The following is a 26,716-nucleotide window of genomic DNA, read 5'->3' on the forward strand; positions in this document are numbered from 1 at the left end:
TGACGCGCAGCCCTGCACCTTTGCCTGCGTAAAAGGTAAACTTCGCCCCCTGCGCAGGAGCAACCATGAATTATCGTCACGCCTATCACGCCGGCAACCACGCCGATGTCTTCAAACACCTGACCTTGACCCGCCTCATCGCCCTGATGTCGCGCAAGGAGCAGCCGTTTGCCTATCTCGACACCCACGCCGGCATTGGTCTGTACGACCTGCAGGGCGACCAGGCGAACCGTACCGGTGAATACCTGGAAGGCATCGCCCGCCTGTGGGGCCAGGCCGACCTGCCGCCGCTGACCGCCGATTACATGCGTGTGCTGCACGAGATGAACCCGGATGGCGAATTGCGCTACTACCCGGGTTCGCCGGAGCTGGCGCGACGCCTGACTCGTCCTCAGGACCGCGTATTGCTCAACGAAAAGCACCCGGAAGACGGCCTGCTGCTCAAGGACAACATGAAGGGTGATCGTCGGGTGAAAGTCCACCTTGGCGAAGGTTGGCACGTGCCACGGGCATTGCTGCCGGTGCCGGAAAAGCGTGCGTTGATGTTGATAGACCCGCCGTTCGAGAAGCTCGACGAGATGCAGCGCTGCGCCGCGTCCCTCAAGGAAGCCGTGAGCCGGATGCGCCAGACGGTGGCTGCGATCTGGTACCCGGTGAAGGACCAGCGCATGCTGCGCCGCTTCTACCAGGACCTGGCCGGTACCGGTGCGCCGAAGTTGCTGCGGGTGGAATTGCTGGTGCATCCGCTGGACACGCCCAACACCCTGACCGGTTCGGGTCTGGCGATTGCCAATCCGCCGTGGGGGCTGGAGGAGGAGTTGCGTGAGCTGCTGCCGTGGTTGTCCAAGCAGCTTGGGCAAACCCAGGGTGGCTGGCAGATGGATTGGCTTATCGCCGAGTAAGACAATCGCAAGGTATTGAAGACCCAATGTGGGAGCGGGCTTGCTCGCGAAAGCGGTGTATCAGAAACACATTCAGTGACTGACACTCCGCTTTCGCGAGCAAGCCCGCTCCCACATTTTTATCGGTGTCGCTCTTAGATCGGGCAGGTCACGCCGGTGCCGCCGATTCCGCAGTAACCCTGCGGATTCTTCGCCAGGTACTGCTGGTGGTACGCCTCGGCGAAATACACCGTCGGCGCTTCTTCGATTTCGGTGGTGATGGTGCCCAGGCCGGCCTTGGTCAATTCCGCCTGATAAGCCTCTGCGCTGGCCTTCGCCGCCTCCAGGTGCTCCGGCTTGACCGCGTAGATCACCGAACGATACTGGCTGCCGATGTCATTGCCCTGGCGCATGCCCTGGGTCGGGTTGTGCAGTTCCCAGAACATTTTCAGCAGCTCTTCGTAGCTGATCTTGTCCTGGTCAAACACCACCAACACCACTTCGCTGTGGCCGGTCAGGCCCGAGCAGACTTCTTCATACGTCGGGTTCGGCGTGTAGCCGCCGGCATAGCCCACCACCGTGCTGACCACACCGTCGCGCTGCCAGAAACGACGCTCTGCACCCCAGAAGCAACCCAGGCCGAAGATCGCAAACTCTACGTTGTCGACAAAGGGGCCCAGCAGCGGGTTGCCGTTGACGAAGTGCGTCTCGGGCAGCGACATCGGGGTTTCACGGCCAGGCAAAGCTTGTTCTTGAGTGGGAAGCACGTTTTTATTCACCAGGATTTCCGAGCGCAAGACCATGATCAGTCCTCTCAGTCAGATTGAGTTACAAGTAAGAGTTCAGACTGCCAGTGTGCCCGAGTGTTACCGCGCTGTCAGGCGATTGGCCCGCGAGGATAGCGTTTAAGCATCGTCATCAGCTCGGCCCCCGGGATTGGCCGGTCGAACAGGTAGCCCTGGCCGACGTCGCAACGGTGGCGGCGCAGGAACGCCAGCTGCTCGGCGGTCTCGATGCCTTCGGCCACCACCTTGAGCTTGAGGTTGTGGGCCATGGCGATCACCGCCGAGGTGATTTCCATGTCGTCCTGGTTGTCCGGGATTTCATGGATGAAGCTGCGATCAATCTTGATGATGTCGATCGGGAATTTTTTCAGGTAGCTCAGCGACGAGTAACCGGTACCGAAGTCATCCATCGCCAGGGTCAAGCCGAAACTCTTCAGTTGGTCCAGTTGCAGGCGCGTGTCTTCGGTGGCTTCCAGCAGCAGGCCTTCGGTCAACTCCAGTTCCAGCAGGTTGGCCGGCAACTGTTCTTCCTTGAGGATCGTGGCAATCGAGGCCACCAGGTCCGGGTCGGAAAACTGCTTGGGCGACAGGTTGATCGCCACTTGCAGGTTGCCCATGCCGGCGGCGGTCAGCTGTCGGCTCATGCGGCAGGCCTGGCGGGCGATCCATTTGCCGATGGGGATGATCAGCCCGGTCTCTTCCGCCACGCTGATGAATTGATCGGGGCGGATCATGCCCTTTTCCGGATGGTTCCAGCGTAACAACGCTTCCATCCCCAGGAGACGACCGCTGCGCAGGCACAGCTTGGGCTGGTAGAACACGTCCAGTTCGTTCTGGGTCAGGGCGCGGCGCAGGTTGTTTTCCACGAACAGTTTGTAGCTGGCTTCGGCATTCAGCGCTTCGGTAAATACCTGCACCTGGTGTTTGCCGTTGGCCTTGGCCTTGTGCAGCGCCAGGCCGGCGTTGCGCATCAGGGTCTGCGGGTCGCGGCCATGCAGCGGCGCGCAGGCGAGGCCCACGGAGCCGGTGACGCTGATCAGCTGGTTGTCGACGAACATCGGCTTGTCGAGGGTGGCCAGCAACTGGCTGGCGACCTGCTGGCCGGTTTCAAGGTCGGTATCGTCCAGCAGCACGGCAAATTCGTTACTGGCAAATCGCGCCAGGCTGCCACTGGCGGTCAGGCTGTTGCGCAGGCGCCGGGCCAGGCTGATCAGCAGCTTGTCGCCGGTCTGGTGGCCGAGGCTGTCGTTGATCCGCTTGAAGTTGTCGATGTCCACCAGCAGCAGGCTGATGGGGCTGTCGCTGTCCCGGGCAAAGCGTTCGTCCAGGTTGCGGATGAACGCCGGGCGGTTGCCCAGGTTGGTCAGGTTGTCGGTGTAGGCCAGCCGCTCGATGCGCTGCTGGGCCAGCTTGGTCTGGGTGATGTCTTCGTAGATGCCGATGTAATGGGTCAACTCACGGTTATCGCCATAAACCTTGGAGATCGACAACTGGCCCCAGTAGGGTTCGAGGTTTTTGCGCCTGCTCTTGAACTCGCCTTGCCAACTGTTGCTCTTGGCCAGGCTTGAAGGCGCGTCGAACAGCAGCTCGCTTAGGTTCTCCAGCGCCGGCAGTTCCGACAGCTGGTGGCCGTGGACTTCATCGGTGCTGTACTGGGTGATCGCGGTAAAGCTGGGGTTGACGTATTCCACCACGCCGTCGCAATTGACCAGCAGGAACGCATTGGCGCTTTGCTCCACGGCTCGCTGGAACAAGTGCAGGGCACTGGTGGCGGTGCGGCGGTTGTGGTTGTTGATCACCTGGGCGAACTGGTCGGCCAGCTCGCCGGCAAAGGCGATCTCGTCGGACTGCCAGACGCGGGTGCTGCCACTTTGCTCCAGGCACAACACGCCGACCACGTTGCCATCGACGCGGATGCTGGCGTCGAGCATGGCGTGGATATCCCGCGGGCGCAGGCTCTCGGCCATTTCACGCGTGCGTGGGTCGCGCATGGCGTTGGTGGCGTCGATCGCACGGCTGGTTTGCAGGGCTTCCAGGTAATCCGGGAAGCCACTGGCATCGATAGGCTCTGGCAGGTGGTGCTGCTGATCGGCGCGGTGATAAGCGGAAATCGGCACCAGATGCTGGTTTTCGAGGTTCCAGATGCTCGCGCAGTCGATCTGGTAGATATCGCAGGCACTGCGGGTAATCAGCTCGGCGGCTTCCTGCAGCGAGTTGTTGGTGCTGTAGCGCTGGCGGGCCAGCAGCAGGATCAATTCCTGCTGGGCGCGTACCCGCTCAAGGTGTTGCAGTTGTTCCTGCTGGGCGCGCTGGTTGAGTTCCAGGGCAATCTGCAAGCGGCTGTTCTGGCTCTCCAGGTCTGCCGCAGGGGCCGGTGGGAGATCACTGAACAGGCCGTCGACCACCATCAGGTAGCCGCGCAGCAGGTGACGATTGTGTTGTTTGTAGGCTTCACCCAGTTCCAGCAGGCTCAACGGGCCGTCGTTGGTGTGCAGGGTGTAGCGCACCAGGTAATGCGGGCTGATGGTCAGCTGTTCCTGGATCGCATCATGCAGCTGATAGCGCGCCTGGGGCTCCATCAGGCTGGCGTAGGGCGAGCCGATCAGGGCGCACAGTTCCATCGCGGGCAGGCCGAACTGGCGTTCGCAATTGGGGTCGAGGTACAGCAGGGCCCAGCTAGCCTCATTAAGCCGCTCGAAACGCAGCATACCGAGGCGCGAAGGCACCGGTAATTGCGTCACTACCTCGGCCGCCGTACGGGCGACATCGGGTTGGCTTTTCATGGGGAAACTCGCTTGGAAAAATGCGCATCGCGCCGGGCTCACGCCCTCTTTACTGTTGCCTGCGGCAAGGTTGCATCATGCAGCACAGGCTGACAAGAGAGGATGAAGGCTAAGTGCTATAAGTGGGTTATCGGCCAGCGAGCGGTTTTCTGCAACCGGGGTGATGGGCGGTGTACAACCTCGATTTCCGTGTCCAGGTTTTCCCTGGAAAGCAGGCAAAAAAAGCCCCGCCAATTGGCGGGGTTGAGGTACGAGCGTGGCGCTCGGAAATCGTTGAAGCCAGGTCTTCTGCATGGGCAGAAGACCTGTTGTGGCTTAAAGCAGGATGGTGCGGATGTCGTTCAGCAACTGGCTCAGGCGCTGGGTGAAGCGTGCGGCAGCCGCGCCGTTGATCACACGGTGATCGTAGGACAGCGACAGTGGCAGCATCAGCTTCGGCTGGAACGCTTTACCGTCCCACACAGGCTGGATAGTGGCCTTGGAAACACCCAGGATCGCTACTTCCGGCGCGTTGACGATTGGCGTGAAGCCAGTGCCGCCAATGTGCCCGAGGCTGGAGATGGTGAAGCACGCGCCCTGCATGTCGTCCGGGGTGAGCTTCTTGTCGCGGGCCTTGGCAGCCAGTGCAGCAGCCTCAGCGGCAAGCTGCAGCAGGCTCTTCTGGTCGACGTTCTTGATGACCGGTACCAGCAGGCCATCCGGAGTGTCGACGGCAAAGCCGATGTGCACGTACTTCTTGCGAATGATCGCCTTGCCGCTTGGCGCCAGCGAACTGTTGAAGTCCGGCAGCTCCTTGAGCAAATGTGCGCAAGCCTTGAGCAGCAGGGGCAGCACGGTCAGCTTCACGCCGGCCTTCTCGGCCACGGCTTTCTGCGCAACGCGGAATGCTTCCAGGTCGGTGATGTCGGCCTGGTCGAACTGGGTCACGTGCGGGATGTTCAGCCAGCTGGCGTGCAGGCCGGCCGCGCCGATTTGCATCAGGCGGGTCATCGGCACTTCTTCGATTTCGCCGAAGCGGCTGAAGTCGACGGTGCGGATCGGCGGAATGCCCGAGCCACCGGTAGCAGCGCCGGCAGCCGGAGCTTCCTTGGCCTTCTGCATCATGGATTTGACGTAAACCTGCACGTCTTCCTTGAGCACGCGACCGTGAGGACCGCTGGCGGTTACCGCGCTCAACTCGACGCCGAATTCACGGGCCAGTTGGCGCACGGCAGGGCCGGCATGAACCTTGGCACCGCTTGGCGCAGGTGCAGCCGCCGGAGCCGGTGCGGCCTCGGCTTTTGCAGCAGGCGCAGGCGCGGCAGCAGCCGGTGCGGCTTCAGCCTTGGCGGCCGGAGCAGCGGCGGCCGGAGCAGCGGCGGCCGGAGCGGCAGCAGCAGGAGCCGAAGCGCCCGCTACTTTCAGCTTGAGGATGAAGTCACCAGTGCCGACTTCGTCTTCCAGCTTCACGGCAATGCTTTCCACCACACCGGCAGCCGGCGAAGGGATTTCCATGGAGGCCTTGTCGGACTCCAGGGTGATCAGCGATTGATCAGCTTCGACGGTGTCGCCGACTTTAACCAGCAGCTCGATGATCTTGGCCTTGCCCGACGAACCGATGTCCGGAACATGAATGTCCTGGACTGTTTCGGCGGCAGGTGCAGCCGCCGGAGCCGCAGGGGCCTCGGCAGCAGCGGCAGGCTTCTCGGCGGCAGGAGCCGGGGCAGCAGCAGGAGCGGCCGCCGCAGGGGCCGCATCAGCGGCACCTTCGATTTCCAGCTCAAGCAGTTCGTCGCCTTCTTTCAGGCGGTCGCCCAGCTTCACTTTCAGGCTTTTGACCACGCCGGCCTTGGGAGCAGGGATTTCCATGCTCGCCTTGTCCGATTCCAGGGTCAGGATGCTCTGGTCGGCTTCGACGGTGTCGCCGACCTTCACAAACAGTTCAATTACTTCACCTTCACCGCTGCCGATGTCAGGTACGCGAATGAGTTCGCTCACAGAAAGTCTCCTCAGCAGTCCAGTGGGTTGCGTTTTTCCGGGTTGATCCCGAACTTGACGATAGCGTCTGCTACCACCTTGGGTTCGATTTCACCACGGTCAGCCAAGGCTTCCAGGGCTGCCAACACCACGAAGTGACGGTCGACTTCGAAGAAGTGACGCAGCTTCTTGCGGCTGTCACTACGGCCGAAACCGTCGGTGCCCAGGACTTTGAATTCCTTGGACGGTACCCACTGACGAATTTGTTCAGCAAACAGCTTCATGTAGTCGGTAGAGGCGATAACCGGACCCTTACGGCCAGCCAGGCACTCTTCGACGTAGGTGCGCGCAGGCTTCTGGCCTGGGTGCAGGCGGTTGCTGCGCTCTACGGCCAGGCCGTCGCGACGCAGTTCGTTGAAGCTGGTAACGCTCCATACGTCAGCACCGACGTTGAACTCTTCACGCAGGATTTTTGCAGCTTCACGCACTTCGCGCAGGATGGTGCCGGAGCCCATCAGTTGCACGTGGTGAGCGGCTTCCTTGGTGTCTTCTTCGAGCAGGTACATGCCCTTGATGATGCCTTCCTCGACACCGGCCGGCATGGCTGGCTGCTGGTAGGACTCGTTCATCACGGTGATGTAGTAGAAAACGTCCTGCTGCTCTTCGGTCATCTTCTTCATGCCGTCCTGGATGATCACCGCCAGCTCATAGCCGTAGGTTGGATCAAAGGTGCGGCAGTTCGGGATGGTGCCCGCCAGGATGTGGCTGTGACCGTCTTCGTGTTGCAGGCCTTCGCCGTTCAGCGTGGTCCGCCCGGCAGTACCGCCGATCAGGAAGCCACGGGTACGGCTGTCGCCTGCTGCCCAAGCCAGGTCGCCAATACGCTGGAAACCGAACATCGAGTAGAAGATGTAGAACGGCAGCATCGGCTGGTTGTGGCTGGAGTACGAAGTACCGGCAGCGATGAAGGAGCTCATGGCGCCCGCTTCGTTGATGCCTTCTTCGAGGATCTGGCCCTTCTTGTCTTCCTTGTAGAACATCACCTGGTCTTTATCGACTGGCTCGTAGAGCTGGCCGACGGAGGAGTAGATGCCCAACTGACGGAACATGCCTTCCATACCGAAGGTACGGGCTTCGTCCGGGATGATCGGCACGATACGCGAGCCGATTTCCTTGTCCTTGACCAGCTGCGCGAGGATCCGCACGAAGGCCATGGTGGTGGAGATTTCACGGTCGCCCGAGCCGTCCAGGATTGCCTTGAGGGTATCCAGTGGCGGAGTCGGGATGTTGAAGCTCTTGGCGCGGCGCTGAGGCACGAAACCGCCCAGTGCAGTGCGACGCTCGCTGAGGTAGCGGGCTTCGGCGCTGTTTGGCTCCGGCTTGAAGAACGGCAGGTTCTCCAGCTCTTCGTCCTTGACCGGGATGTCGAAGCGGTCGCGGAACAACTTCAGGCTGTCGACATCGACTTTCTTGGTGTTGTGCGCAGTGTTCTTCGCTTCGCCGGCACCGGTGCCATAACCCTTGATGGTCTTGGCCAGGATGACGGTCGGTTGTTCTTTGTGGTTGACCGCTTCGTGGTACGCCGCGTAGACCTTGTACGGGTCGTGGCCGCCACGGTTGAGTTTCCAGATCTCGTCGTCGGACAGGTCTGCAACCATTGCCTTGAGTTCAGGCGTGTTGAAGAAGTGTTCACGTACGAACGCGCCGTCTTTGGCCTTGTAGTTCTGGTACTCGCCGTCGATGACTTCGTCCATGCGGCGTTGCAGGATGCCGTCGACGTCCTTGGCCAGCAGTGGGTCCCAGAAACGGCCCCAGATGACTTTGGTCACGTTCCACTGAGCACCACGGAACACGCCTTCGAGTTCCTGGATGATCTTGCCGTTGCCGCGAACCGGGCCGTCGAGGCGCTGCAGGTTGCAGTTGATGACGAAGATCAGGTTGTCCAGCTTCTCGCGGCCGGCCAGGGAGATGGCGCCCAGGGATTCCGGCTCGTCACACTCGCCGTCGCCCAGGAAGCACCAGACTTTCTGCTTGCCTTCAGGGATGAAGCCACGGGCTTCCAGGTACTTCATGAAGCGTGCCTGGTAGATCGCCTGGATCGGGCCCAGGCCCATGGATACCGTCGGGAACTGCCAGAAATCAGGCATCAGCCAAGGGTGCGGATAGGACGAGAGGCCCTGGCCGTCGACTTCCTGGCGGAAGTTGTTCATTTGTTCTTCGGTGATGCGGCCTTCCATGAACGCACGGGCGTAGACGCCTGGCGAGGTGTGGCCCTGGAAGTAGATCAGGTCGCCGCCATGTTCTTCGGTCGGGGCCTGGAAGAAGTAGTTGAAGCCGATGTCATACAGGGTTGCGCTGGAAGCGAAGCTGGAGATGTGACCGCCCAGGTCAGAATCTTTCAAGTTCGTGCGCATTACCATCGCCATGGCGTTCCAGCGTACCAGCGAGCGAATGCGGCGTTCCATGAACAGGTCGCCAGGCATGCGTGCTTCGTGGGTTACCGGGATGGTGTTGCGATACGGCGTGGTGATGGCGTAGGGCAGTTGCGAGCCGCTGCGGGTCGCGAGTTCGCCCATACGGGTCATCAGGTAGTGAGCACGGTCTTCGCCTTCTTTGTCGAGAACCGATTCCAGGGCGTCCAGCCATTCCTGGGTTTCGACGGGATCGAGGTCTTGCATGGCTTGCTCCAGGGCGGAAAGGCTACCAGAATCGGTTGCCTGAAGTTTGCGACTGGCCTTGTGGGCAGACGACATAAATTCTTGGATGGCCGAAGGTTGCTTCGGCGTCCTGTAGTTTTACTACAAATCGTCGGCCATTTCAGCCTTTCGAATGTATATACGAGTAGTAAAACTACACAAGACTGAGCGGATTGCTCGGTCTAGCTGGCGAGCATAATCGTTATTGTTGATCTTTTGCGAACAAGAAAGGGTAGAGATTTGATGTTGACTGCCAAAAAAGAAAAATTTTCAGCTATTTCTAACCTTTGTTCGACAGTCCTTCACCGAGCGTGGTTCTTGCGTTCACAGCTACAAGCCCTTTACGCGCCGATCAAGGATAGACCATGAGCCTTCCAATGCAGGCCGAACTCCCGGCCATCCTGCTTCCATTTGCCAAGCGGGCCGAGCAGTCATTTCGTGACGCCGTGGCCGGATTGGACGGCGATAATGGCCTTTCTGAGTGGACGCCGCAACGTTGGGCTGACTTCGCCCGTGTGTGCGCCGCCAGTGATTTCGTCATTGAACAGAGTGTTCGTGACCCTTTGATGTTGCTCGAGCTGGTGGCCTGGGGCGAACTGGACCGCAGCTTTGCCCCCGGCGAGCTGTGCGGACAGATTGCGACGGCCGTGCAACAAGCCGAGACAGAAGACGAACTGGGCCGGGTTCTGCGCCGCCAGCGCACCCGCCAGCAGGTGCGGATCATCTGGCGCGACCTGACCCGACAGGCGGACCTGGTGCAAACCTGCCGTGATCTATCGGACATGGCCGACGCCAGCATCGACCAGGCCTATCAGTGGTTGTACCAGCGCCACTGCGTATTGTTCGGCACACCCACGGGCCGTCGCAGCGGCGAACCGCAGCACATGGTCATCCTCGGCATGGGCAAGCTCGGCGCAGTGGAGCTGAACCTGTCGTCCGACATCGACCTGATCTTCGCCTACCCCGAAGGCGGCGATACGGTCGGGGTGAAGCGCTCGCTGGACAACCAGGAGTTCTTCATCCGCCTTGGTCAAAAACTGATCAAGGCCCTGGACCCGATGACCGTCGACGGCTTTGTGTTCCGGGTCGACATGCGCCTGCGACCTTACGGCTCAGCCGGGGCGCTGGTGCTCAGCTTCAACGCGCTGGAGCAGTACTACCAGGACCAGGGCCGCGACTGGGAACGCTACGCCATGATCAAGGCGCGAGTGGTGGCCGGTGACCAGGTGGCCGGTGCGCAACTGCTCGACATGCTGCGACCGTTTGTCTACCGGCGTTACCTGGACTTCTCCGCCATCGAAGCGCTGCGCACCATGAAGCAGCTGATCCAGCAGGAAGTGCGGCGCAAGGGCATGGCCGAGAACATCAAGCTCGGCTCGGGCGGCATCCGTGAAGTCGAATTTATCGCCCAGGCGTTCCAGCTGATCCACGGTGGCCGTGACCTGAGCCTGCAGCAGCGCCCACTGTTAAAAGTGCTGGGTACCCTGGAAGGCCAGGGTTACCTGCCGCCGGCGGTGGTCGCCGAGCTGCGCGATGGCTATGAATTCCTGCGCTACACCGAGCACGCGATCCAGGCGATCGCCGATCGCCAGACGCAGATGCTCCCGGATGGCACCGAAGACCAGGCGCGGATTGCCTTCATGCTGGGCTTTCCGGACTGGACCGCGTTTCATGAGCGCCTGATGTACTGGCGTGGCCGGGTGGACTGGCATTTCCGCCAGGTGATTGCCGATCCGGATGAAGAAGAGGGCGAAGAGAGCGAGTTGATGGTGGGCGGTGAGTGGTTGCCGTTGTGGGAAGAGTCCCAGGACGAGGAAGCCGCTTGCCGTCAGTTGCAGGAAGGCGGTTTTACCGACGCGCCCAAAGCCTTGAAAACCCTGGCCGGCCTGCGCAGCAGTCCGCAATTGCGTGCCATGCAGCGCCTGGGTCGCGAGCGTCTGGATGCATTTATCCCGCGCTTGCTGGCCCAGGCCGTCGAACATGCCAACCCGGACCTGGTACTGGAGCGCGTCCTGCCCTTGGTCGAAGCCGTCGCCCGGCGTTCCGCTTATCTGGTGTTGCTGACGGAAAACCCCGACGCCCTGCGTCGCCTTCTGACCCTGTGCGCCGCCAGCCCGTGGATTGCCGAGCAGATCACCCGCTTCCCGCTGCTGCTGGACGAACTGCTCAACGAAGGCCGCCTGTTCAAGCCGCCGCTGGCGCCGGAACTGGCCGCCGAATTGCGCGAACGCCTGACGCGTATTCCCGAAGACGACCTTGAGCAGCAGATGGAAGCCCTGCGCCACTTCAAGCTGGCCCACCGCCTGCGGGTGGCCGCCTCGGAAATCGCCGGCAGCCTGCCGCTGATGAAAGTCAGCGACTACCTGACCTGGCTCGCCGAAGCCATCCTCGAACAAGTGCTGGCCCTGGCCTGGCGCCAGACGGTTGCCCGCTACGGCTCGCCGCAACGGGTGGACGGCACCTTGTGCGATCCTGGCTTCATCATTGTCGGTTATGGGAAAGTCGGCGGCATCGAATTGGGGCATGGTTCGGACCTGGACCTGGTGTTTATCCATGACGGTGACCCCCAGGCCGAAACCGACGGTGCCAAGCCGATCGACGGCGCGCAGTTCTTTACCCGGCTGGGGCAGCGAATCATTCACCTGCTGACCACCCAGACCAACTCGGGCCAGTTGTATGAAGTGGACATGCGCCTGCGGCCTTCGGGCGCATCCGGTTTGCTGGTGAGTTCCCTGGGCGCATTTGCGCGTTATCAGGAAAACGAAGCCTGGACCTGGGAGCACCAGGCGCTGGTGCGTGCGCGAGTGCTGGTAGGCAGTCAGGATGTGGGCCGTGCTTTCGAGCAGGTACGGGCGCAAGTGCTGGGCCGCGCGCAGGACCTGGACAAGCTGCGCCAGGAGGTCAGCGAGATGCGCGCCAAGATGCGCGACAACCTCGGCACCAAGTCCACGGCGGCGGGAACGGCGGCGAATGCCTTCGAACCCACGGCGTCGTTCGACCTCAAGCAGGACGCCGGAGGTATCGTCGATATTGAATTTATGGTGCAATACGCGGCTCTGGCGTGGTCTGCGCAACATCCATCGTTGCTGCGCTACACCGACAATATCCGCATTCTGGAAGGCCTGGAGCAGGTCGGGCTGATGCCCGCCGCCGATGCCCATTTGCTGCGCGAGGTGTATAAAGCCTACCGTTCCGCCGCTCACCGCCAGGCCCTGCAGAACGAGGCCGGTACGGTGGCCGGGGACCAGTTCGCTGACGAACGGCGCCAGGTGCAGCGAATCTGGCATGAACTGGGGTTAAGCTGAAACACTATATAAGGCGGGGAGGCATGAGCCTCCCCGTATCGTTTGTGGAAACTACATGAATATTCTGATCGTTGGGCCCAGTTGGGTCGGTGACATGGTGATGGCGCAGACACTGTTCCAGTGCCTCAAGCAACGTCATCCCGACTGCCAAATCGACGTGCTCGCCCCCGAGTGGAGCCGGCCGATCCTTGAGCGCATGCCCGAGGTGCGTCAGGCCTTGAGCTTCCCGCTCGGCCACGGCGCGCTGGAGCTGGCGACCCGTCGACGCATCGGCAAGTCCCTGGCTGGCCAGTACGATCAGGCGATCCTGTTGCCCAACTCGATGAAGTCGGCACTGGTGCCGTTCTTCGCCGGTATTGCCAAACGCACCGGCTGGCGTGGCGAGTTTCGCTATGGCCTGCTCAACGATGTGCGCAAGCTCGACAAGGCCCGTTACCCGCTGATGATCGAGCGCTTCATGGCCCTGGCCTACGCGCCGGGAGCCGAGTTGCCGACGCCTTATCCGCGCCCGAGCCTGCAAATCGACCCGGTCACCCGCGACGCCGCCCTGGCCAAGTTCGGCCTGGAGCTGGACCGTCCGGTGCTGGCGCTGTGCCCTGGCGCCGAGTTTGGCGAGTCCAAGCGCTGGCCTTCGGAGCATTACGCCAAGGTTGCGGAGATGAAGATTCGCGAGGGCTGGCAAGTCTGGTTGTTCGGCTCGAAAAACGATCATTCGGTGGGCGAGGATATTCGCCAGCGCTTGATCCCGGGGCTGCGCGAAGAGGCGGTCAACCTGAGCGGCGACACGTCCCTGGCCGAGGCTATCGACTTGCTGTCCTGTGCCGACTCGGTGGTGTCCAACGACTCCGGCCTGATGCACGTGGCCGCGGCGCTGAACCGCCCGCTGGTGGCAGTGTATGGCTCGACGTCTCCCGGGTTTACCCCGCCGCTGGCCGACAAGGTCGAAGTGGTGCGCCTGGGCCTGGATTGCAGCCCGTGTTTTGATCGCACCTGCCGCTTCGGCCACTACAACTGCCTGCGCCAGTTGCTGCCGCAACCTGTCAGCGACGCGTTGCAGCGGTTGCAGGGCACTGTGGTCGAGGTTCGTTAAGTTGCGGGTTCTGGTAATCAAGACCTCATCCCTGGGCGATGTGATTCATGCCTTGCCGGCGTTGACCGACGCGGCGCGGGCGATCCCGGGCATCCGGTTTGACTGGGTGGTGGAAGAAGGCTTCGCCGAGATTCCCACCTGGCACCCGGCGGTGGACAAGGTGATCCCGGTGGCGATCCGCCGCTGGCGCAAGAACCTCTGGCAGACCTTCAAGAGTGGCGAATGGCGGCGCTTCAAGAAGAGCGTGCAGTCGACCAAATATGACCTGGTGATCGACGCCCAGGGCCTGCTGAAAAGTGCCTGGCTGACCCGCTACGTACGTGCCCCGGTGGCCGGTTTCGACAAACAGTCGGTTCGCGAGCCATTGGCGGCGCACTTCTATTCCCGGCGCCTGGCCGTGGCCCGTGGGCAGCACGCGGTGGAGCGCTTGCGCCAGCTGTTTGCCGTCGCCCTCGGTTATGACCTGCCAAAAGGCCTGGGCGACTACGGCCTCAGTGTCGACAAGCTGCTGGGCCTGCCGCCGAAAAAACCGTTTGTACTGCTGCTGCACGGCACCACCTGGGACACCAAGCACTGGCCGGAAGCCTACTGGCGCGACCTGGCCGAACGCATGGACCGCTTTGGCGTGGACGTGAAGTTGCCGTGGGGCAATGCCGCCGAAAAAGCCCGGGCTGAACGCCTGGCCCAGGGCCTGAAAAACGCCGAAGTGCTGCCCAGGCTGAACCTCGCGGGCGTGGCCCGAGTGCTGGCGGGTGCGAAGGCGTGTGTTGCGGTCGACACCGGCCTTGGCCACTTGGCCGCAGCGCTGGATGTGCCAACGATTTCCCTGTTCGGCCCTACCAATCCCGGCCTGACCGGGGCTTATGGCAAGGCGCAGATTCACCTGGCCAGCGACTTCCCGTGTGCGCCATGCCTGCAAAAGAAATGCACTTATCAACCGACTGCCGAAGACCAGCGTCGGTTCGATCTCAAGCGCGAGTGGCCCCTGTGCTTCACTCGCCTGAACCCTGAGCGTGTCGCAACTCGTTTAAGCACGTTGTTACTGGCTGAGGAACACTGATGCAACTGGCTTTTGTCCTCTACAAATACTTCCCCTTTGGTGGCCTGCAGCGCGACTTCATGCGCATTGCCCTGGAGTGCCAGCAGCGCGGGCATCAGATTCGCGTCTATACGCTGATCTGGGAGGGTGACGTGCCGCCGGGCTTTGAAGTACTGGTGGCGCCGGTCAAGGCGCTGGTCAACCATCGGCGCAATGAAAAGCTCTACGCCTGGATCCAGGCCGACCTGGCCAAGCGCCCGGTGGACCGCGTGGTGGGCTTCAACAAGATGCCGGGGCTGGACCTGTACTTCGCCGCCGACGGCGTGTTCGAAGACAAGGCGCAGAACCTGCGCAACCCGATGTATCGCTGGTTCGGCCGGTACAAGCACTTTGCCGAATACGAGCGTGCAGTGTTCGACAAAGACGCCAAGACGCAGATCATGGTGCTGTCCGAACACCAGCAGCAGCTGTTCACCCAGTATTACGGGACCCAGGCCGAGCGTTTTCATTTGTTGCCGCCGGGCATCGCCCGCGACCGCCGCGCGCCGCCCAATGCTGCCGAGATCCGCGCCGAGTTTCGTCGCGAATTCGGCCTGGCCGACGATGATTTGCTGCTGGTGCAGATTGGCTCGGGCTTCAAGACCAAGGGCGTCGATCGCAGCCTCAAGGCCGTGGCCGCGCTGCCGTCGAGCCTGAAGAAACGCACCCGGCTATTTGTAATCGGCCAGGACGACCCCAAAGTATTCCAATTGCAGAGTGCTGCGCTGGGCCTGGGCGACCAGGTGCAGTTCTTCAAGGGCCGCAGCGATATCCCGCGCTTTCTGCTGGGCGCTGACCTGTTGATCCACCCCGCGTACAACGAGGCGGCCGGCATGGTGCTGATCGAAGCGGTGGTCGCCGGCCTCCCGGTGCTGGTGAGCAAGGTCTGCGGCTACGCGTTTTACATCGACAAGGCCCAGAGTGGGCGGGTGTTGGACGAACCGTTCGAGCAGGCGCAGCTCAACCAGTACCTGGTGGATATGCTCGACGATCCACAAGCGCGCGCGGCGTGGAGCCGCAATGGTCTGGCCTTCGCTGAGACGGCCGACCTCTATAGCATGCCGCAGTACGCTGCGGACCTGATTCTGGCGGAGCCAAACCGATGAAGTTGATTCTTGCCGAACCGTTCAAGACCCTGTGGGCCGGACGCGATGCGTTCGCCGAAGTCGAGAAGCTGGACGGCCAGGTGTTTCGTGAGCTGGCCGCGCGCCGTACCCTGCGTACGGAAGTGGAAGGCCGCCATTATTTTGTAAAGATCCACCGGGGAATTGGCTGGGGTGAAATCCTCAAGAACCTGATCACGGCCAAGTTGCCTGTCTTGGGCGCGGGCCAGGAGTGGGACGCGATCCAGCGTCTGCAGGAACTCGGCGTGCCCACCATGACCGGCGTGGCCTTTGGTGAAAAGGGCAGCAACCCGGCCGACCAGCACTCGTTCATCGTCACTGAAGAGCTGGCGCCTATCGTCAGCCTTGAAGACCTGACCATGGACTGGGTCAAACAGCCGCCCGTGCCGGCGATTCGGCATGCCTTGACCGTTGAGCTTGCGCGCACCCTGGGCACGATGCACCGGGGGGGCGTGAACCATCGTGATTGCTACCTGTGCCACTTCCTGTTGCACACCGACCAACCGGTTACCGTGCACAACATCAAGCTCTCGGTGATCGACCTGCACCGTGCCCAGGTGCGTTCGAAGATTCCCCGGCGCTGGCGTGACAAGGACCTGGCGGGGCTTTACTACTCCGCCCTGGAGATCGGTTTGACCCGGCGCGACAAACTGCGGTTTCTCAAGGCGTACTTCCAGCAGCCTTTGCGCCAGATCCTGGGCGAGCAAAGCGCGCTGCTGTCGGCGCTGGAACGCATGGCCGCCAAGCTTTACGCACGCAAGCAACGATACGGGGATGCGCTCTGATGGCGGGTTGGAACCTGGAACCCGCTTACGCCGCCCTGGCGGATGACTTTGGTAGCCTGGAAGCCGTGTTCGCCCTGCAAGGCGAGCGGCTGACCCGCGATCCGTTGTCCGAAGTGATTCGCGTGGAGCGCGGCGGGGTCAACTATTACGTCAAGCGCTACGTCGGTGCAGGCAAGGGGTTGCGCCGCTATCTGGGCAAGCCACGAGTCAAGTCCGAATGGCAGAACCTCAAGCGCTTCGCCAAGTGGGGCATACCCACCGCCGATGTGATCGCCTGGGGTCTGGAGCGTAAAGGCCTGGCGTATCACCGCGGGGCGATGATCACGCGCGAGCTGCCGAAGACTGAAGACTTGTCGGCATTGGCCGAGCGCAATGACCCGCAACTGTCAGACCCGGTGTGGGTCAACAAGATCAGTCGCCAGCTCGCTGAATACACGCGGACCATGCACGACCACCGGTTTACCCACAACGATTTGAAGTGGCGCAACTTGTTGGTAGACGACCAGCAAACCCTGTACCTGATCGATTGCCCCAATGGCGATTTCTGGCGCGGGTTCTGGCTCAAGTACCGCATTACCAAGGACCTGGCCTGCCTGGACAAAGTCGCCAAGTATCACTTGTCGGCTACCCAGCGCCTGCGCTTCTACATGCAATACCGTCAGCGCAAACACTTGAGTGCGGCGGACAAACAGCGAATTCGCCACGTGGTGAAGTTTTTCGAGGGGCGAGAATGAGTGATTTCCTGGCGGCCGAAGATCGAGCATTGCTTGAGCGCAACGGCCTCGGCACTTTCGACGCGCTATGGGCCAAGCAACTGGATGCGGTGGACGAGCCCAATACCAGCCGCGGCGGCTGGAGCAGCGTGTTTCGCCTCGAACTCGAAGGCCAGGGCTACTACCTCAAGCGCCAGAGCAACTACCTGACGCGCACCTTGCACCGTCCGTTTGGCGAGCCGAGCTTTGCTCGCGAGTTTCGTAACATCAGCCGCTATCGGCAATTGGGTATCCCGGCATTGCAGGCAGCGTTTTTCGGTGAGCGCAAAGTGGCCGGAGAGCATCGGGCGATGTTGCTGACCCGCGCGCTGGATGGTTGGAATGACCTGGATTCACTGCTGGAGCAATGGCCTGAATTGAGCGATGCACAGCAGCGAGCGATCCTGCTGGCCTGCGGTCAGTTGGCGCGCCGCCTGCACAGCGTGGGCCAGGTGCATGGCTGTTTTTATCCCAAGCATATTTTCCTGCAGGCCACCGGCGACGGGTACGCGGCGCAGTTGATCGACCTGGAGAAAACCCGCCCGCTGCTGTTCGGCTGGCGTGACCGGGTCAAGGACCTGGAACCGCTGTTGCGCCGTGCGCCGCAGTGGTCGGACGATCAGGTTCGCCAGCTGTTGGCGGCCTACCTGGACCAGCCGCAGGACAGCGCATTGGTTGCCACCTGGCACCAGCGCCTGGCGGCCCGGCGCAGTCACAAGGAGAACCGCTGATGCGTTTGTCCGAACTGAAAAATGCCGGCCGCACGCCAAGCCTGCCCCTGAGCATCGAACTGGCAGACGCTGCCGGGCCTGGGCAGTTGCAACTGCTGAGCCTGCTGCGGGTATTGCCGGGCCAGCGTTATGTCGGCGCAGCTGTGTGGCGCGGGCGCCCGGTGCTGGCCAAATTGTTGGTGGGCAGCAAGGCGGCGCGGCATTTTCAGCGTGAACTCAAGGGCGTGCGGTTGTTGGCCGAACAAGGCCTGACCACACCGCTGTTGCTGGCCGATGGTCTGCAAGAGGGTGAGGGCGGTTGGCTGCTGTTCGAGTTTCTTGAAGGCGCCGACAGCCTGGCTGATGCGTGGCAGACTGTTGAACACCTGCCGCCGCTGGCTGACCAGCAGCAAGCGGTGCTCGCCGAAGCGCTGGGTGCGATTGCGCAGATGCACGCCAAGGGCCTGTGGCAGGAAGACCTGCACCTGGACAACCTGCTGCGTCAGGACGGCAAACTGTATTTGATCGACGGCGCCGGGATCTGTGTCGAAGAGGCGGGCAAACCGCTGTCGCGCAACCGGGTCCTGGAAAACCTTGGGGTGTTTTTCGCGCAGTTGCCGAAAAACCTCGAGCCGTTTACCGAAGAGTTGCTGGTGTATTACCTGCTGAGCAATGGCGAACACGCGTTGCCGCTCGAAGCGTTGCAGAAGCAGGTACGCAAGGTCAGCGTCTGGCGCTTGAAGGATTTCCTGAGCAAGGTTGGCCGGGAGTGCACGCTGTTCAGCGTCGTGCGCGGGCCGTTCGCCCTGCGCGCGACTCGTCGTGAGGAAGAAGCGGCGATGCTGCCGGTGCTGGCGCAGGCCGATGCGCTGCTCGACCAGGGCCACCTGTATAAAACCGGTGGGGCGGCCAGTGTCGCCAAGGTCGAGGTGGCCGGTCGACCACTCGTGATCAAGCGCTACAACATCAAGGGTTTTGCCCATTGGCTCAAGCGCTTCTGGCGCCCGAGCCGGGCCTGGCATTCGTGGCGCGAAGGCAATCGCCTGGCGTTCCTCGGCATCGCCACGCCCAAGCCGCTGGCGTTGCTGGAAAAGCGCTTCCTGTGGCTGCGCAGCCGCGCGTATCTGGTGACCGAGTACCTGCCGGGGCCGGACATCATCGAGCGGTTCGCGCCGTATGTTGAGAGTGGCGAGGCACCCGAGGCCGAATTGCAGGCCCTGGATAATTTGTTCGCAGAGTTGATCCGCGAGCGCATCAGCCATGGGGATTTCAAGGGGCATAACCTGTTCTGGCACACGGATCGCTGGGCGCTGATCGACCTGGATTCGATGTGTCAGCACACGTCCTTGAGCAGCTTCGCTCCGGCATATGCCAGGGATCGGGCAAGGTTTATGCGTAACTGGCCTGAGAGCAGTGCGTTGTATCGGGTGATTGATCAGCGGTTGCCAAAGGCAGTGGGCTAGGGGTTTAGGGCCGCTGCGCGGCCCAACGGGAGCAAGCTCCCTCGCCACAAGTTCAATGGTCAGTTTCTAAAATGTGTACTCGGCGCCTGCGCCGGCGTACCAGGAGCGTCCCGGCGCTGCTTCGTAATAGCGGCCGTTGCCGTCTCCGACGATGACCGACCCTACGTACTGGCGATCCAGCAAGTTATCCAGGCGCAGGGTCTGGTGGAACGTCCAGTGCTCCACCTTCTGCTCAAAGCGTGCACGCCAGTTGAACACGCTGTAGCCCGGTGCCGCGTGTTGCTGGTTGGTATCTTCGACGTAGACCTTGCTGCGGTACATGCCTTCCACGGCGGTGCTGACCCAGTCCCGGGGTTTCCAGTTGAGCTCGGCGAACAGTGTGGTTTGCGGCACACCGGGGAGGTAGTTGCCTTTGTCCACCGGTTTGCCGCCACCGATGAAGTCGCTGTCGTAGGTGGCTTGCAGGCGGGTGTAGGCGATGTTGGTGCTCCACTGCTCGCTGAGCTGGCTTTCGATGCCCAGTTCGAAGCCGCGGCGCAGGGTGCGGCCGGCGTTCTGGTAGCTGGTGCGGCCGCCGATCGATTGGTCCACCACCAGCTCGTCCTCGGTGGTGATCTGGAAGACAGCGGCGTTGACCCGGGTGTCGTTCAACTGTGCCTTCAAGCCCACTTCATACTGCGTGCTTTCCGACGGCTTCAGGCCGAAGTTGAACCCTTCGATGTTGCCCGGCGCGTACGCCAGTTCCGCCTGGGTTGGCGTCTCGAACCCCTTGCCGGCACTGACGTAGCCGTGCAGGTCGGGCGTGAAGGCGTACATCACGCTCACGGACGGTGTGTTCTTCTGATAGGTCTTGTTGCCGCTGGAGTCGCCGTTGCTCAGGAACTGGTCGTCGACATCCAGTTCCATGGTGCTGTGGCGTACCCCGGCTTGCAGGGTCCAGCGATTGATGGCCCAGTTGGCCTGGATGTAGGGGTCGAGGCTGCGGGCGGTGTCGATTTCATCCCGGCGCAACTGGCCTTTTACGCCAAGGGTGTTGCCGCTGTAGTTCTGGTAGCCGTGGCGGCTGTCTTCGCTCTGGTCGAAATCCAGGCCGGTGATGATCATCAGCTCGCCCGGCACGCTGTCGACCGGTTGCATCCAGCGCACGGAGCCGCCGTAGAACTTGCGGTCGAACTGCACCACGCCGCCGCCGCGTTCGTTGGCGGGCGTTCCCTTGGGAATCGACAGGTACTGAATCACGCTCCGTCGCCCGGTATAGGCATTCACCTGCAGTGTGGCGTCACCGAAATACCGCTCGTAATTCATCCCCAGTTGCTGGTGGTCGATGCTTTTGCGGGTGTTGTACAGCTCGGCGGCGCTGCTGACCGAGCGCGGGTCGGCCTTGTACGCATCCCACGCCTGCCCCAGCGGATCCTGCGTGCCGTTCTGTTCCAGGCTGCTGTAGATCAGCGCCAGTTTGCTGTCTTCATCGGGCTCGAAATTGAGCTTGGCAAAGGTCTGGTCGCGGCGGGCGCTGCTGTGGTCGCGATAACCGTCGGTGTCCATGCGCGAGGCGTCCAGCACGAAGCCTGCGCCGTCTGCCGCGCCTTCGGCGGTGAGGTGGTTCTTGCTCAGGCCGTCACTGCCCACCAGCGTCTCGGCACCGATGCGCGGCGGGCCTTCGCCGTTGCGGGAGAACATCTGGATCACGCCGCCGGCATTGCTGCCATACAGTGTGGCGGCCGGGCCGCGCAGGACTTCGATGCGCTCGGCGGTGTCGAGGTTGAACGTCGCCGCCTGGCCCTGACCGTCCGGGGTGCTGGCGGGTATGCCGTCGGCGATCAGCTTGATACCGCGCACACCAAATGCCGAGCGAGCACCGAAGCCACGGGAGGAAATCTGCAAGTCCTGGGCGTAGTTCTGGCGATTTTGAACCACCAGGCCGGGCACGCGGGACAGTGCCTCTGAAGCATTGATGCCCAGTTGGCCATCGCTGATTTGCTCGCGGCTGATGCTGTCCACCGAATACGGCAGGTCAAACGACGGGCTGGCACTGCGCGAACCGGTGACCACGCTGGGGTCGAGGACCAGCGGAGCCTCGTCGGCCTGGGCGCCGTTACACAGGCCCAGAAGGCCGGGAAGCAACAGGGCGAAGCGTTTGGGGGCAACAACTTTCATGAGTAAACCAGCATCCATGACGCACAAAAGTGCGCGAGTTTAACGATTCAGCCAGCTTTTACCATTTCGGAATCCTCCTACATGGCGCGGCGGTGCACGGGGTCTGGGGCACGAACAGGGCCGATGTTAGCGTTGCTGACCATTCAGAGGGCTGGCCATGACGCTAAAAATGACTGCTGCGCTAAGCATTGGAATCCTTGTGTTGAGCGGCTGTGGAACGGCCAATACGGTATTGCGCGAGGATGCGGCAGCGGCACGTGAACTCAGAAAGCAAAAAACCTATTGTCAGTCGATTCCTCGTGTCTACAGTGGCGTCGCCTTCGATTTCTGCCTGCTGCATGCCGTGCCGGACCCTACTGGAATACTGGTGCCGTTCGTTCTATTGGATATAACGGTCTCGGGCATTGTTGATACAGTGGTCCTGCCCTACACGGTTTATCGCCAAGGTACCGATGGCAACATCAGTATTTATTGGCGCCCGGGTTCATAAACGGATCCAGTAGGGGTGTATGGGGCAGGGATGAATGCCCACACTTATGCCAAATGGAGTTGTCCGTGAGTCTTGCAACCAGATTTCTTCTCGCCGCTGTACTGGTATCCACCACCGGTTGCGGCACCATCAACACGGTGTTTCGCCCGGACGCCGTTGCCAGCCAGAACCTCAAGGAATCGCGCAGTTATTGTGAAAACGTGCCGCGCATCTACAGTGGGGTGATCTACGGTTTCTGCACCTTGAACGGCGCCCCCGACACCACCAAAGAGCACACGCGCGATGCCTCCGGCTCCCTGCCGATCTTCGCCGCCGAGCTCGTGGCCTCCGGCTTGCTCGACACCCTTGTGCTGCCCTACACGGTCTACCGCCAGAACAGGGACGGCAGCATCGAGATTTTCCGCTAGGCCTGCAGTGACAACCGGTCGCCACAATCCCTAGATCATCCCGCGCCGTGTTTACGCTATAATCCCGCCCTTTAGCTGTTTCTCGCCCAGGCGGGGAGCACACTTTTTTCAGGCGTGACGCGCCTGCATGCAGACTAAAAGAGGCTAGACCCCTGTGGCATTGACGATTCTTGGCCTGTCCGGCGCCCTTAGCCATGATCCTTCCGCAGCCTTGTACATCGACGGCAAGCTGATCGCGGCCGCCGAAGAAGAGCGCTTCGTACGCGACAAACATGCAAAGAACCGCATGCCCTACGAATCGGCGAAGTTCTGCCTGGAACAAGCCGGTATCAAGCCTTCCGACGTTGATGTGGTGGCGATTCCGTTCGCCCCCATCAGCCTGTTCGGCGAGGCCCGCTGGCACTATGCCAAGCGTTACTGGTACGCCCCGGACCGCGCCCTCGACGCGATCCTGATGGGCAACCGTCGCTACAAGCGCTATCGCAACAAGATCGTCTGGTGCCTGGAGCAACTGGGCTTCGATCCGAAGAAAATCAAGATCGAACCGGTTGAACACCACCTGGCCCACGCTTCCAGCGCCTATCACTGCTCGGGCTTCCAGGAGAAGACCGCGATCCTCGGGATCGACGGCAAGGGCGAGTACGCCACCACCTTCTTCGGCTACGGCGAAAACGGCAAGATCCACAAGATCAAGGAATTCTACGATCCGGACTCCCTCGGCGGCCTGTATGGCGCGATCACCGAGTTCCTCGGTTTCGAGATGCTCGACGGTGAGTTCAAGGTCATGGGCATGGCGCCGTATGGCGATGCCAGCAAGTACGATTTCTCGCGCCTGGCCTCCTTTGAAAACGGCGAGCTGGTGATCAACACCGACTACGCCAACGTCATCGGCCTGCGTCGCTACAAAGAGAAGGGCAAGGGTTTCTACTTCTCGCCAAAACTGATCGAGTGGCTGGGTCCGAAGCGCGAAGGCGATATCGCCGACGAGCCGTACATCCACTACGCGGCCAGCATGCAGGCGCTGTTCGAGAAGCTGGCGTTGCAGATGATCGACCATTACCTGGGCGACATCCTCAAAGACACCGGCAAGCTGGCGTTTGCCGGCGGCTGTGCGCTGAACGTCAAGCTGAACCAGAAGATCATTGCCCGCGACGACGTCAAGGAGCTGTTCGTGCAGCCGGCGTCCGGCGATGCCGGTACTGCGGTGGGTGCAGCCGCCTACGTGTCTCACGCCCGTGGCGTACCGGTTGAGAAGATGGAACACGTCTATCTCGGCCCGTCCTACAGCAACGAAGACGTGATCGCGGCGTGCGCCAAGCACGAGAGCAAGCCGGCCTGGCGCAAGATTGAAAACATGCCCAAGCGCATCGCCAGGATCATGGTCGACGGCAACCCGGTGGCCTGGTTCCAGGGCCGCATGGAGTTTGGCCCGCGTGCCCTGGGCGGTCGTTCGATCATCGGTTGCCCAAGCGCCACCGGCGTGGCTGACCGGATCAACCACCAGATCAAGTTCCGCGAGCGCTGGAGGCCTTTCTGCCCGTCGATGCTCGACACCGTTGCGCCACAGATGATCAAGGTCGATCACCCGGCGCCGTTCATGACCTTCACTTTTGAAGTGTCGGAAGAGTGGAAAACCCGCGTGCCGGAAGTGGTCCATGAAGATGGTACCTCCCGTGCCCAGGTGCTCAAGCGCGAATACAACCCGCGCTACTACGACATGATGAAAGAACTGGAAGTACTGACCGGCAATGGTGTGTCGCTGAACACCTCGCTCAACCGTCGTGGCGAAGCGATGATCTGCTCGCCGACCGACGCGCTGAACATGTTCTTCGGTTCCGACCTGCAGTACCTGATCATGGAAGACATCCTCGTGGTCAAGGACGGCGTGGACCCTTATGACGCCGTGGTCTAAATGCTGAACCGCTTCCAGGGCTGGCGTGAACGTGGCTGGACGCCTGTCGAGGCCGAGGTTTACGCCCAGGCCTGGCAGCGTTTTGGCGGCAGCGTGGCGACTCATCCGCAGATCGTCGAGCGGCTGGCGCACCTGGCGCAGATTCCGGTGCGCTACCTGGGCTGGGAGCAGGACGGTGAGCTGAAGGGCGCAATTGCTACCTGGGGGCGCGACCTGGCCCTGTCCAAGGACGTGCTCAAGCGCAAAGGCAAAAAAGGCCTGTTTGATCTGGGTAATGCCGAGATCATCCTGCCGATTGCCGCCGATGCGCAGGTGCCATTGCGCCATCGCGCGCGTTATCTCTCTGCACTGAATGAGGGGCGCGTAAGCACCCTCAAGCCCCAGGCCGAGCAGTTGGCCATGGCGCGCACACCGGAAGAGTTGTCGAAGAAGTTTCGCTACAACCAGCGCCGTGAATTGCGTTTGCTGGAAGATGCGGGCGGCGTGGTGCGGGCGGTCGGCGAGTTTTCCAGCCGCGAACTGGCGGCGATTTACTGCGACCTGTTTCAGCGGCGCTGGGGTTTCCCGGCGGCGGGTGCCGAGCGCTTGGCCGAGGTGCTGGAGTTGCTCAAGGAATTCCTGTTCGGCTCGGTGCTGTTTCTCAATGACGCTGCGATTGCCGTGCAACTGGTGTATCAGGTGCAGGCGCCGCAGTGGGTCAGCGCCGAATACGTCAACGGCGGTGTCGACCCTGAAACCAAGGCGTTCAGCCCCGGCAGCGTGCTGAGTTTCCTCAATACCCAAAGTGCCTGGGAGCAAGCGCGAGCGAGCGACAAGCCGCTGCGTTTCTCCTTCGGGCGTTCCGACCGTGAATACAAGGAGCGCTGGTGCAACCCGGTGCCGGTGTTCAGCGTATGAGTCGCAAACAGCAATTGCTCAAGCAGCACCGGCGCAACAAGCGTATTGCGCTGGTGGTGGGCCTGTTGCTGTTGGTGGCTGTCGGTGTGCTGGTGGCCTGGTGGTTGCCGCTGGTGCTGGCCGTGGTGCTGTGGGCCGCGCATGAGGCCTGGTTTGCCGATCATCTGTTCTACTCGCCTAAAGACGACTATGAGTACGCGTTTCCTGAAGGGAGCGAGTGCACGGGCCTGCGTCTTGAAGCCGGGCGCCTGCTGTTGGACACGCCTCTGGTGGGCGATGAAACCCTGATCGTCGGGATTGAACTCAAAAGCTCTTGGCTCGGGCGTTTTCTCGACCCGGCGGTGGACGTGTCGGGCCTGGATGCACCCGACCGGCAAGTCTTCGAGCGTGGTCTTTCAGGCCGGCGTTACCTCAACCTGACGGGCATGGGCGAAGCACTCGCCGGCGGTAAGCTGCGCTTGCGCGGGCGCTTCTGCCGGATCAAGGGGCAGCCGACGCTCTGGTTGTTCCGCCAGCCGGACTACCGTCGCCAACGGGTGATGGTCATCGCGCCCCATGCCGACGATGCCGAATTGGCCGCTTTCAGCCTGTACAGCCAAGCCGACGAGAGCTGGATCGTCACCCTGACGGCGGGCGAAATCGAAGCCGATCACTATCAGCAGATGGGCATGCCCAAGGCCGATGCCGCACGACTCAAAGGCCGCCTGCGTGCCTGGGACAGCGTCACCGTGCCGCGTTGGGCGGGCGTTCCCGAAGCGCAGTGCGTGCAGTTGGGGTACTTCTGCATGCAGCTTGCAGCGATGCAGGCCGCACCGGATCAGCCCCAGGCTTCCCGGGAAGCTCAGTTGGACGATACGCGGCTGTTTCGCCAGTTCAATGCCCTGGCCTTGCCCGGGGATGTGGACGGCGCCCCGACCTGGAATAACCTGATTGCCGACCTGCGGGCATTGCTGCTCAAGGCGCGCCCGCAGGTGATCGTGTTGCCAACGCCGTTGCTGGATCCGCACCCGGATCACATCTGCGCCCACGCCGCGATTCTCGAAGCCTTGCAAGGCCTGGAGTGGCAACCGGGCACGTTGCTCGGCTACGCCAACCACCTGCATGATAACGATCGTTGGCCCATGGGGGATTCGGGCGCTGGCGTGGCCTTGCCGCCGCGTTTTGATGCCTCCCGTGAACTTGTGCCTTGCAGCTTGCCGCTGACGCTCAGCCAGCAGCAGGACAAGGCCATGGCCCTGGGCATGATGCACGACTTGCAGCCGCGGGCGCCGTTCAAGCGCCGCGTGCGCAGGTGGTTGCAGCAATTATTGGCGGGCCGTAGTCCATCGCCTTATGGAGAGAATGAATTCTTCCGCAAGGCGGTGCGCCGCCATGAATTGCTCTGGGTTTTAAAGCAGGATTGAGACCTTATTGAAGGCAGGCTTGCAGCGCCTGCCGCCCCTTTT

Annotated in this window: 19 protein-coding genes; 14 read left to right on the forward strand and 5 right to left on the reverse strand. The window is 61.8% G+C overall.

What is annotated here, in order from left to right; all coding sequences use genetic code 11:
- The first annotated feature begins 65 nt into the window (after positions 1-65).
- Positions 66-902, forward strand: a complete 837-nt coding sequence (locus tag HX818_RS22200; protein ID WP_003209435.1) for a 23S rRNA (adenine(2030)-N(6))-methyltransferase RlmJ — start codon at positions 66-68, stop codon at positions 900-902.
- A gap of 134 nt (positions 903-1,036) precedes the next feature.
- Here the strand turns inward: HX818_RS22200 and msrA are convergent, their stop codons facing one another.
- The 4 genes from msrA to aceE form a co-directional block, all read right to left on the reverse strand.
- Positions 1,037-1,684 carry a peptide-methionine (S)-S-oxide reductase MsrA gene (gene msrA, locus HX818_RS22205; protein WP_003209436.1) on the reverse strand — a complete coding sequence of 216 codons (648 nt, stop codon included), beginning with the start codon at positions 1,682-1,684 and terminating at the stop codon, positions 1,037-1,039.
- Between the two features lie 74 nt (positions 1,685-1,758).
- Positions 1,759-4,449, reverse strand: a complete 2,691-nt coding sequence (locus HX818_RS22210; protein ID WP_177020750.1) for a bifunctional diguanylate cyclase/phosphodiesterase — start codon at positions 4,447-4,449, stop codon at positions 1,759-1,761.
- 315 nt (positions 4,450-4,764) lie between these two features.
- Positions 4,765-6,426 (reverse strand): dihydrolipoyllysine-residue acetyltransferase, encoded by a 1,662-nt coding sequence (gene aceF / locus HX818_RS22215; RefSeq protein WP_177020751.1) that lies wholly within the window; start codon positions 6,424-6,426, stop codon positions 4,765-4,767.
- Between the two features lie 11 nt (positions 6,427-6,437).
- Positions 6,438-9,083 carry a pyruvate dehydrogenase (acetyl-transferring), homodimeric type gene (aceE, locus tag HX818_RS22220; protein WP_003209439.1) on the reverse strand — a complete coding sequence of 882 codons (2,646 nt, stop codon included), beginning with the start codon at positions 9,081-9,083 and terminating at the stop codon, positions 6,438-6,440.
- Positions 9,084-9,466: 383 nt separating this feature from the next.
- Between aceE and glnE the strand changes: the two genes are divergently transcribed.
- The 8 genes from glnE to HX818_RS22260 are packed head-to-tail and all read left to right on the forward strand — an operon-like array spanning position 9,467 to position 19,408.
- A complete protein-coding gene (gene glnE / locus HX818_RS22225; RefSeq protein WP_032899861.1) occupies positions 9,467-12,406 on the forward strand; it encodes a bifunctional [glutamate--ammonia ligase]-adenylyl-L-tyrosine phosphorylase/[glutamate--ammonia-ligase] adenylyltransferase in 2,940 nt (979 codons plus the stop codon).
- A 55-nt stretch (positions 12,407-12,461) separates the two neighbouring features.
- Positions 12,462-13,496 (forward strand): lipopolysaccharide heptosyltransferase II, encoded by a 1,035-nt coding sequence (gene waaF / locus HX818_RS22230; RefSeq protein WP_102604286.1) that lies wholly within the window; start codon positions 12,462-12,464, stop codon positions 13,494-13,496.
- Between the two features lies 1 nt (position 13,497).
- Positions 13,498-14,556 (forward strand): lipopolysaccharide heptosyltransferase I, encoded by a 1,059-nt coding sequence (gene waaC, locus HX818_RS22235; protein ID WP_177020752.1) that lies wholly within the window; start codon positions 13,498-13,500, stop codon positions 14,554-14,556.
- The gene (locus tag HX818_RS22240; protein ID WP_003209448.1) at positions 14,556-15,680 is read left to right on the forward strand and encodes a glycosyltransferase family 4 protein; all 1,125 of its coding nucleotides are present in this window, start codon (positions 14,556-14,558) and stop codon (positions 15,678-15,680) included. The genes waaC and HX818_RS22240 overlap by 1 nt, the downstream gene beginning before the upstream one ends.
- A complete protein-coding gene (rfaP, locus tag HX818_RS22245; protein WP_134325629.1) occupies positions 15,677-16,483 on the forward strand; it encodes a lipopolysaccharide core heptose(I) kinase RfaP in 807 nt (268 codons plus the stop codon). The genes HX818_RS22240 and rfaP overlap by 4 nt, the downstream gene beginning before the upstream one ends.
- Complete coding sequence (locus HX818_RS22250) at positions 16,483-17,217, forward strand: lipopolysaccharide kinase InaA family protein (RefSeq protein WP_003209451.1); 735 nt, start codon at positions 16,483-16,485, stop codon at positions 17,215-17,217. The genes rfaP and HX818_RS22250 overlap by 1 nt, the downstream gene beginning before the upstream one ends.
- Complete coding sequence (locus tag HX818_RS22255; RefSeq protein WP_177020753.1) at positions 17,214-17,966, forward strand: lipopolysaccharide kinase InaA family protein; 753 nt, start codon at positions 17,214-17,216, stop codon at positions 17,964-17,966. The genes HX818_RS22250 and HX818_RS22255 overlap by 4 nt, the downstream gene beginning before the upstream one ends.
- Positions 17,966-19,408, forward strand: a complete 1,443-nt coding sequence (locus HX818_RS22260; RefSeq protein WP_177020754.1) for a lipopolysaccharide kinase InaA family protein — start codon at positions 17,966-17,968, stop codon at positions 19,406-19,408. The genes HX818_RS22255 and HX818_RS22260 overlap by 1 nt, the downstream gene beginning before the upstream one ends.
- Positions 19,409-19,474: 66 nt before the next feature.
- On the opposite strand, the gene HX818_RS22265 is transcribed toward HX818_RS22260, so the two are convergent.
- Positions 19,475-21,565 (reverse strand): TonB-dependent receptor, encoded by a 2,091-nt coding sequence (locus tag HX818_RS22265; protein WP_177020755.1) that lies wholly within the window; start codon positions 21,563-21,565, stop codon positions 19,475-19,477.
- Positions 21,566-21,722: 157 nt separating this feature from the next.
- On the opposite strand from HX818_RS22265, the gene HX818_RS22270 reads away from it, so the two are divergent.
- The 5 genes from HX818_RS22270 (at position 21,723) to HX818_RS22290 (ending at position 26,674) form a co-directional block, all read left to right on the forward strand.
- A complete protein-coding gene (locus HX818_RS22270; RefSeq protein WP_003209457.1) occupies positions 21,723-22,055 on the forward strand; it encodes a YceK/YidQ family lipoprotein in 333 nt (110 codons plus the stop codon).
- A gap of 53 nt (positions 22,056-22,108) precedes the next feature.
- Complete coding sequence (locus HX818_RS22275; RefSeq protein WP_003209459.1) at positions 22,109-22,462, forward strand: YceK/YidQ family lipoprotein; 354 nt, start codon at positions 22,109-22,111, stop codon at positions 22,460-22,462.
- 154 nt (positions 22,463-22,616) lie between these two features.
- A complete protein-coding gene (locus HX818_RS22280) occupies positions 22,617-24,374 on the forward strand; it encodes a carbamoyltransferase (protein WP_177020756.1) in 1,758 nt (585 codons plus the stop codon).
- Positions 24,375-25,271, forward strand: a complete 897-nt coding sequence (locus HX818_RS22285) for a GNAT family N-acetyltransferase (RefSeq protein ID WP_177020757.1) — start codon at positions 24,375-24,377, stop codon at positions 25,269-25,271.
- Entirely contained in the window at positions 25,268-26,674 is a 1,407-nt protein-coding gene (locus HX818_RS22290) for a PIG-L deacetylase family protein (protein WP_177020758.1), read from the forward strand. The genes HX818_RS22285 and HX818_RS22290 overlap by 4 nt, the downstream gene beginning before the upstream one ends.
- Positions 26,675-26,716: the final 42 nt, after the last annotated feature.

It is taken from the genome of Pseudomonas sp. F9001 (assembly GCF_013385435.1).
Classification (GTDB): Bacteria; Pseudomonadota; Gammaproteobacteria; order Pseudomonadales; family Pseudomonadaceae; genus Aquipseudomonas.

What these genes read in the sequence shown, in the direction of transcription:
- HX818_RS22265 (WP_177020755.1), bottom strand. Translation starts at nt 21,565, where the DNA reads ATGAAAGTTGTTGCCCCCAAACGCTTCGCCCTGTTGCTTCCCGGCCTT.
- rfaP (WP_134325629.1), top strand. Translation starts at nt 15,677, where the DNA reads ATGAAGTTGATTCTTGCCGAACCGTTCAAGACCCTGTGGGCCGGACGC.
- msrA (WP_003209436.1), bottom strand. Translation starts at nt 1,684, where the DNA reads ATGGTCTTGCGCTCGGAAATCCTGGTGAATAAAAACGTGCTTCCCACT.
- HX818_RS22285 (WP_177020757.1), top strand. Translation starts at nt 24,375, where the DNA reads ATGCTGAACCGCTTCCAGGGCTGGCGTGAACGTGGCTGGACGCCTGTC.
- HX818_RS22275 (WP_003209459.1), top strand. Translation starts at nt 22,109, where the DNA reads ATGGAGTTGTCCGTGAGTCTTGCAACCAGATTTCTTCTCGCCGCTGTA.
- HX818_RS22200 (WP_003209435.1), top strand. Translation starts at nt 66, where the DNA reads ATGAATTATCGTCACGCCTATCACGCCGGCAACCACGCCGATGTCTTC.
- HX818_RS22260 (WP_177020754.1), top strand. Translation starts at nt 17,966, where the DNA reads ATGCGTTTGTCCGAACTGAAAAATGCCGGCCGCACGCCAAGCCTGCCC.
- aceE (WP_003209439.1), bottom strand. Translation starts at nt 9,083, where the DNA reads ATGCAAGACCTCGATCCCGTCGAAACCCAGGAATGGCTGGACGCCCTG.
- HX818_RS22255 (WP_177020753.1), top strand. Translation starts at nt 17,214, where the DNA reads ATGAGTGATTTCCTGGCGGCCGAAGATCGAGCATTGCTTGAGCGCAAC.
- HX818_RS22240 (WP_003209448.1), top strand. Translation starts at nt 14,556, where the DNA reads ATGCAACTGGCTTTTGTCCTCTACAAATACTTCCCCTTTGGTGGCCTG.
- HX818_RS22210 (WP_177020750.1), bottom strand. Translation starts at nt 4,449, where the DNA reads ATGAAAAGCCAACCCGATGTCGCCCGTACGGCGGCCGAGGTAGTGACG.
- HX818_RS22290 (WP_177020758.1), top strand. Translation starts at nt 25,268, where the DNA reads ATGAGTCGCAAACAGCAATTGCTCAAGCAGCACCGGCGCAACAAGCGT.
- HX818_RS22270 (WP_003209457.1), top strand. Translation starts at nt 21,723, where the DNA reads ATGACGCTAAAAATGACTGCTGCGCTAAGCATTGGAATCCTTGTGTTG.
- HX818_RS22250 (WP_003209451.1), top strand. Translation starts at nt 16,483, where the DNA reads ATGGCGGGTTGGAACCTGGAACCCGCTTACGCCGCCCTGGCGGATGAC.
- waaF (WP_102604286.1), top strand. Translation starts at nt 12,462, where the DNA reads ATGAATATTCTGATCGTTGGGCCCAGTTGGGTCGGTGACATGGTGATG.
- glnE (WP_032899861.1), top strand. Translation starts at nt 9,467, where the DNA reads ATGAGCCTTCCAATGCAGGCCGAACTCCCGGCCATCCTGCTTCCATTT.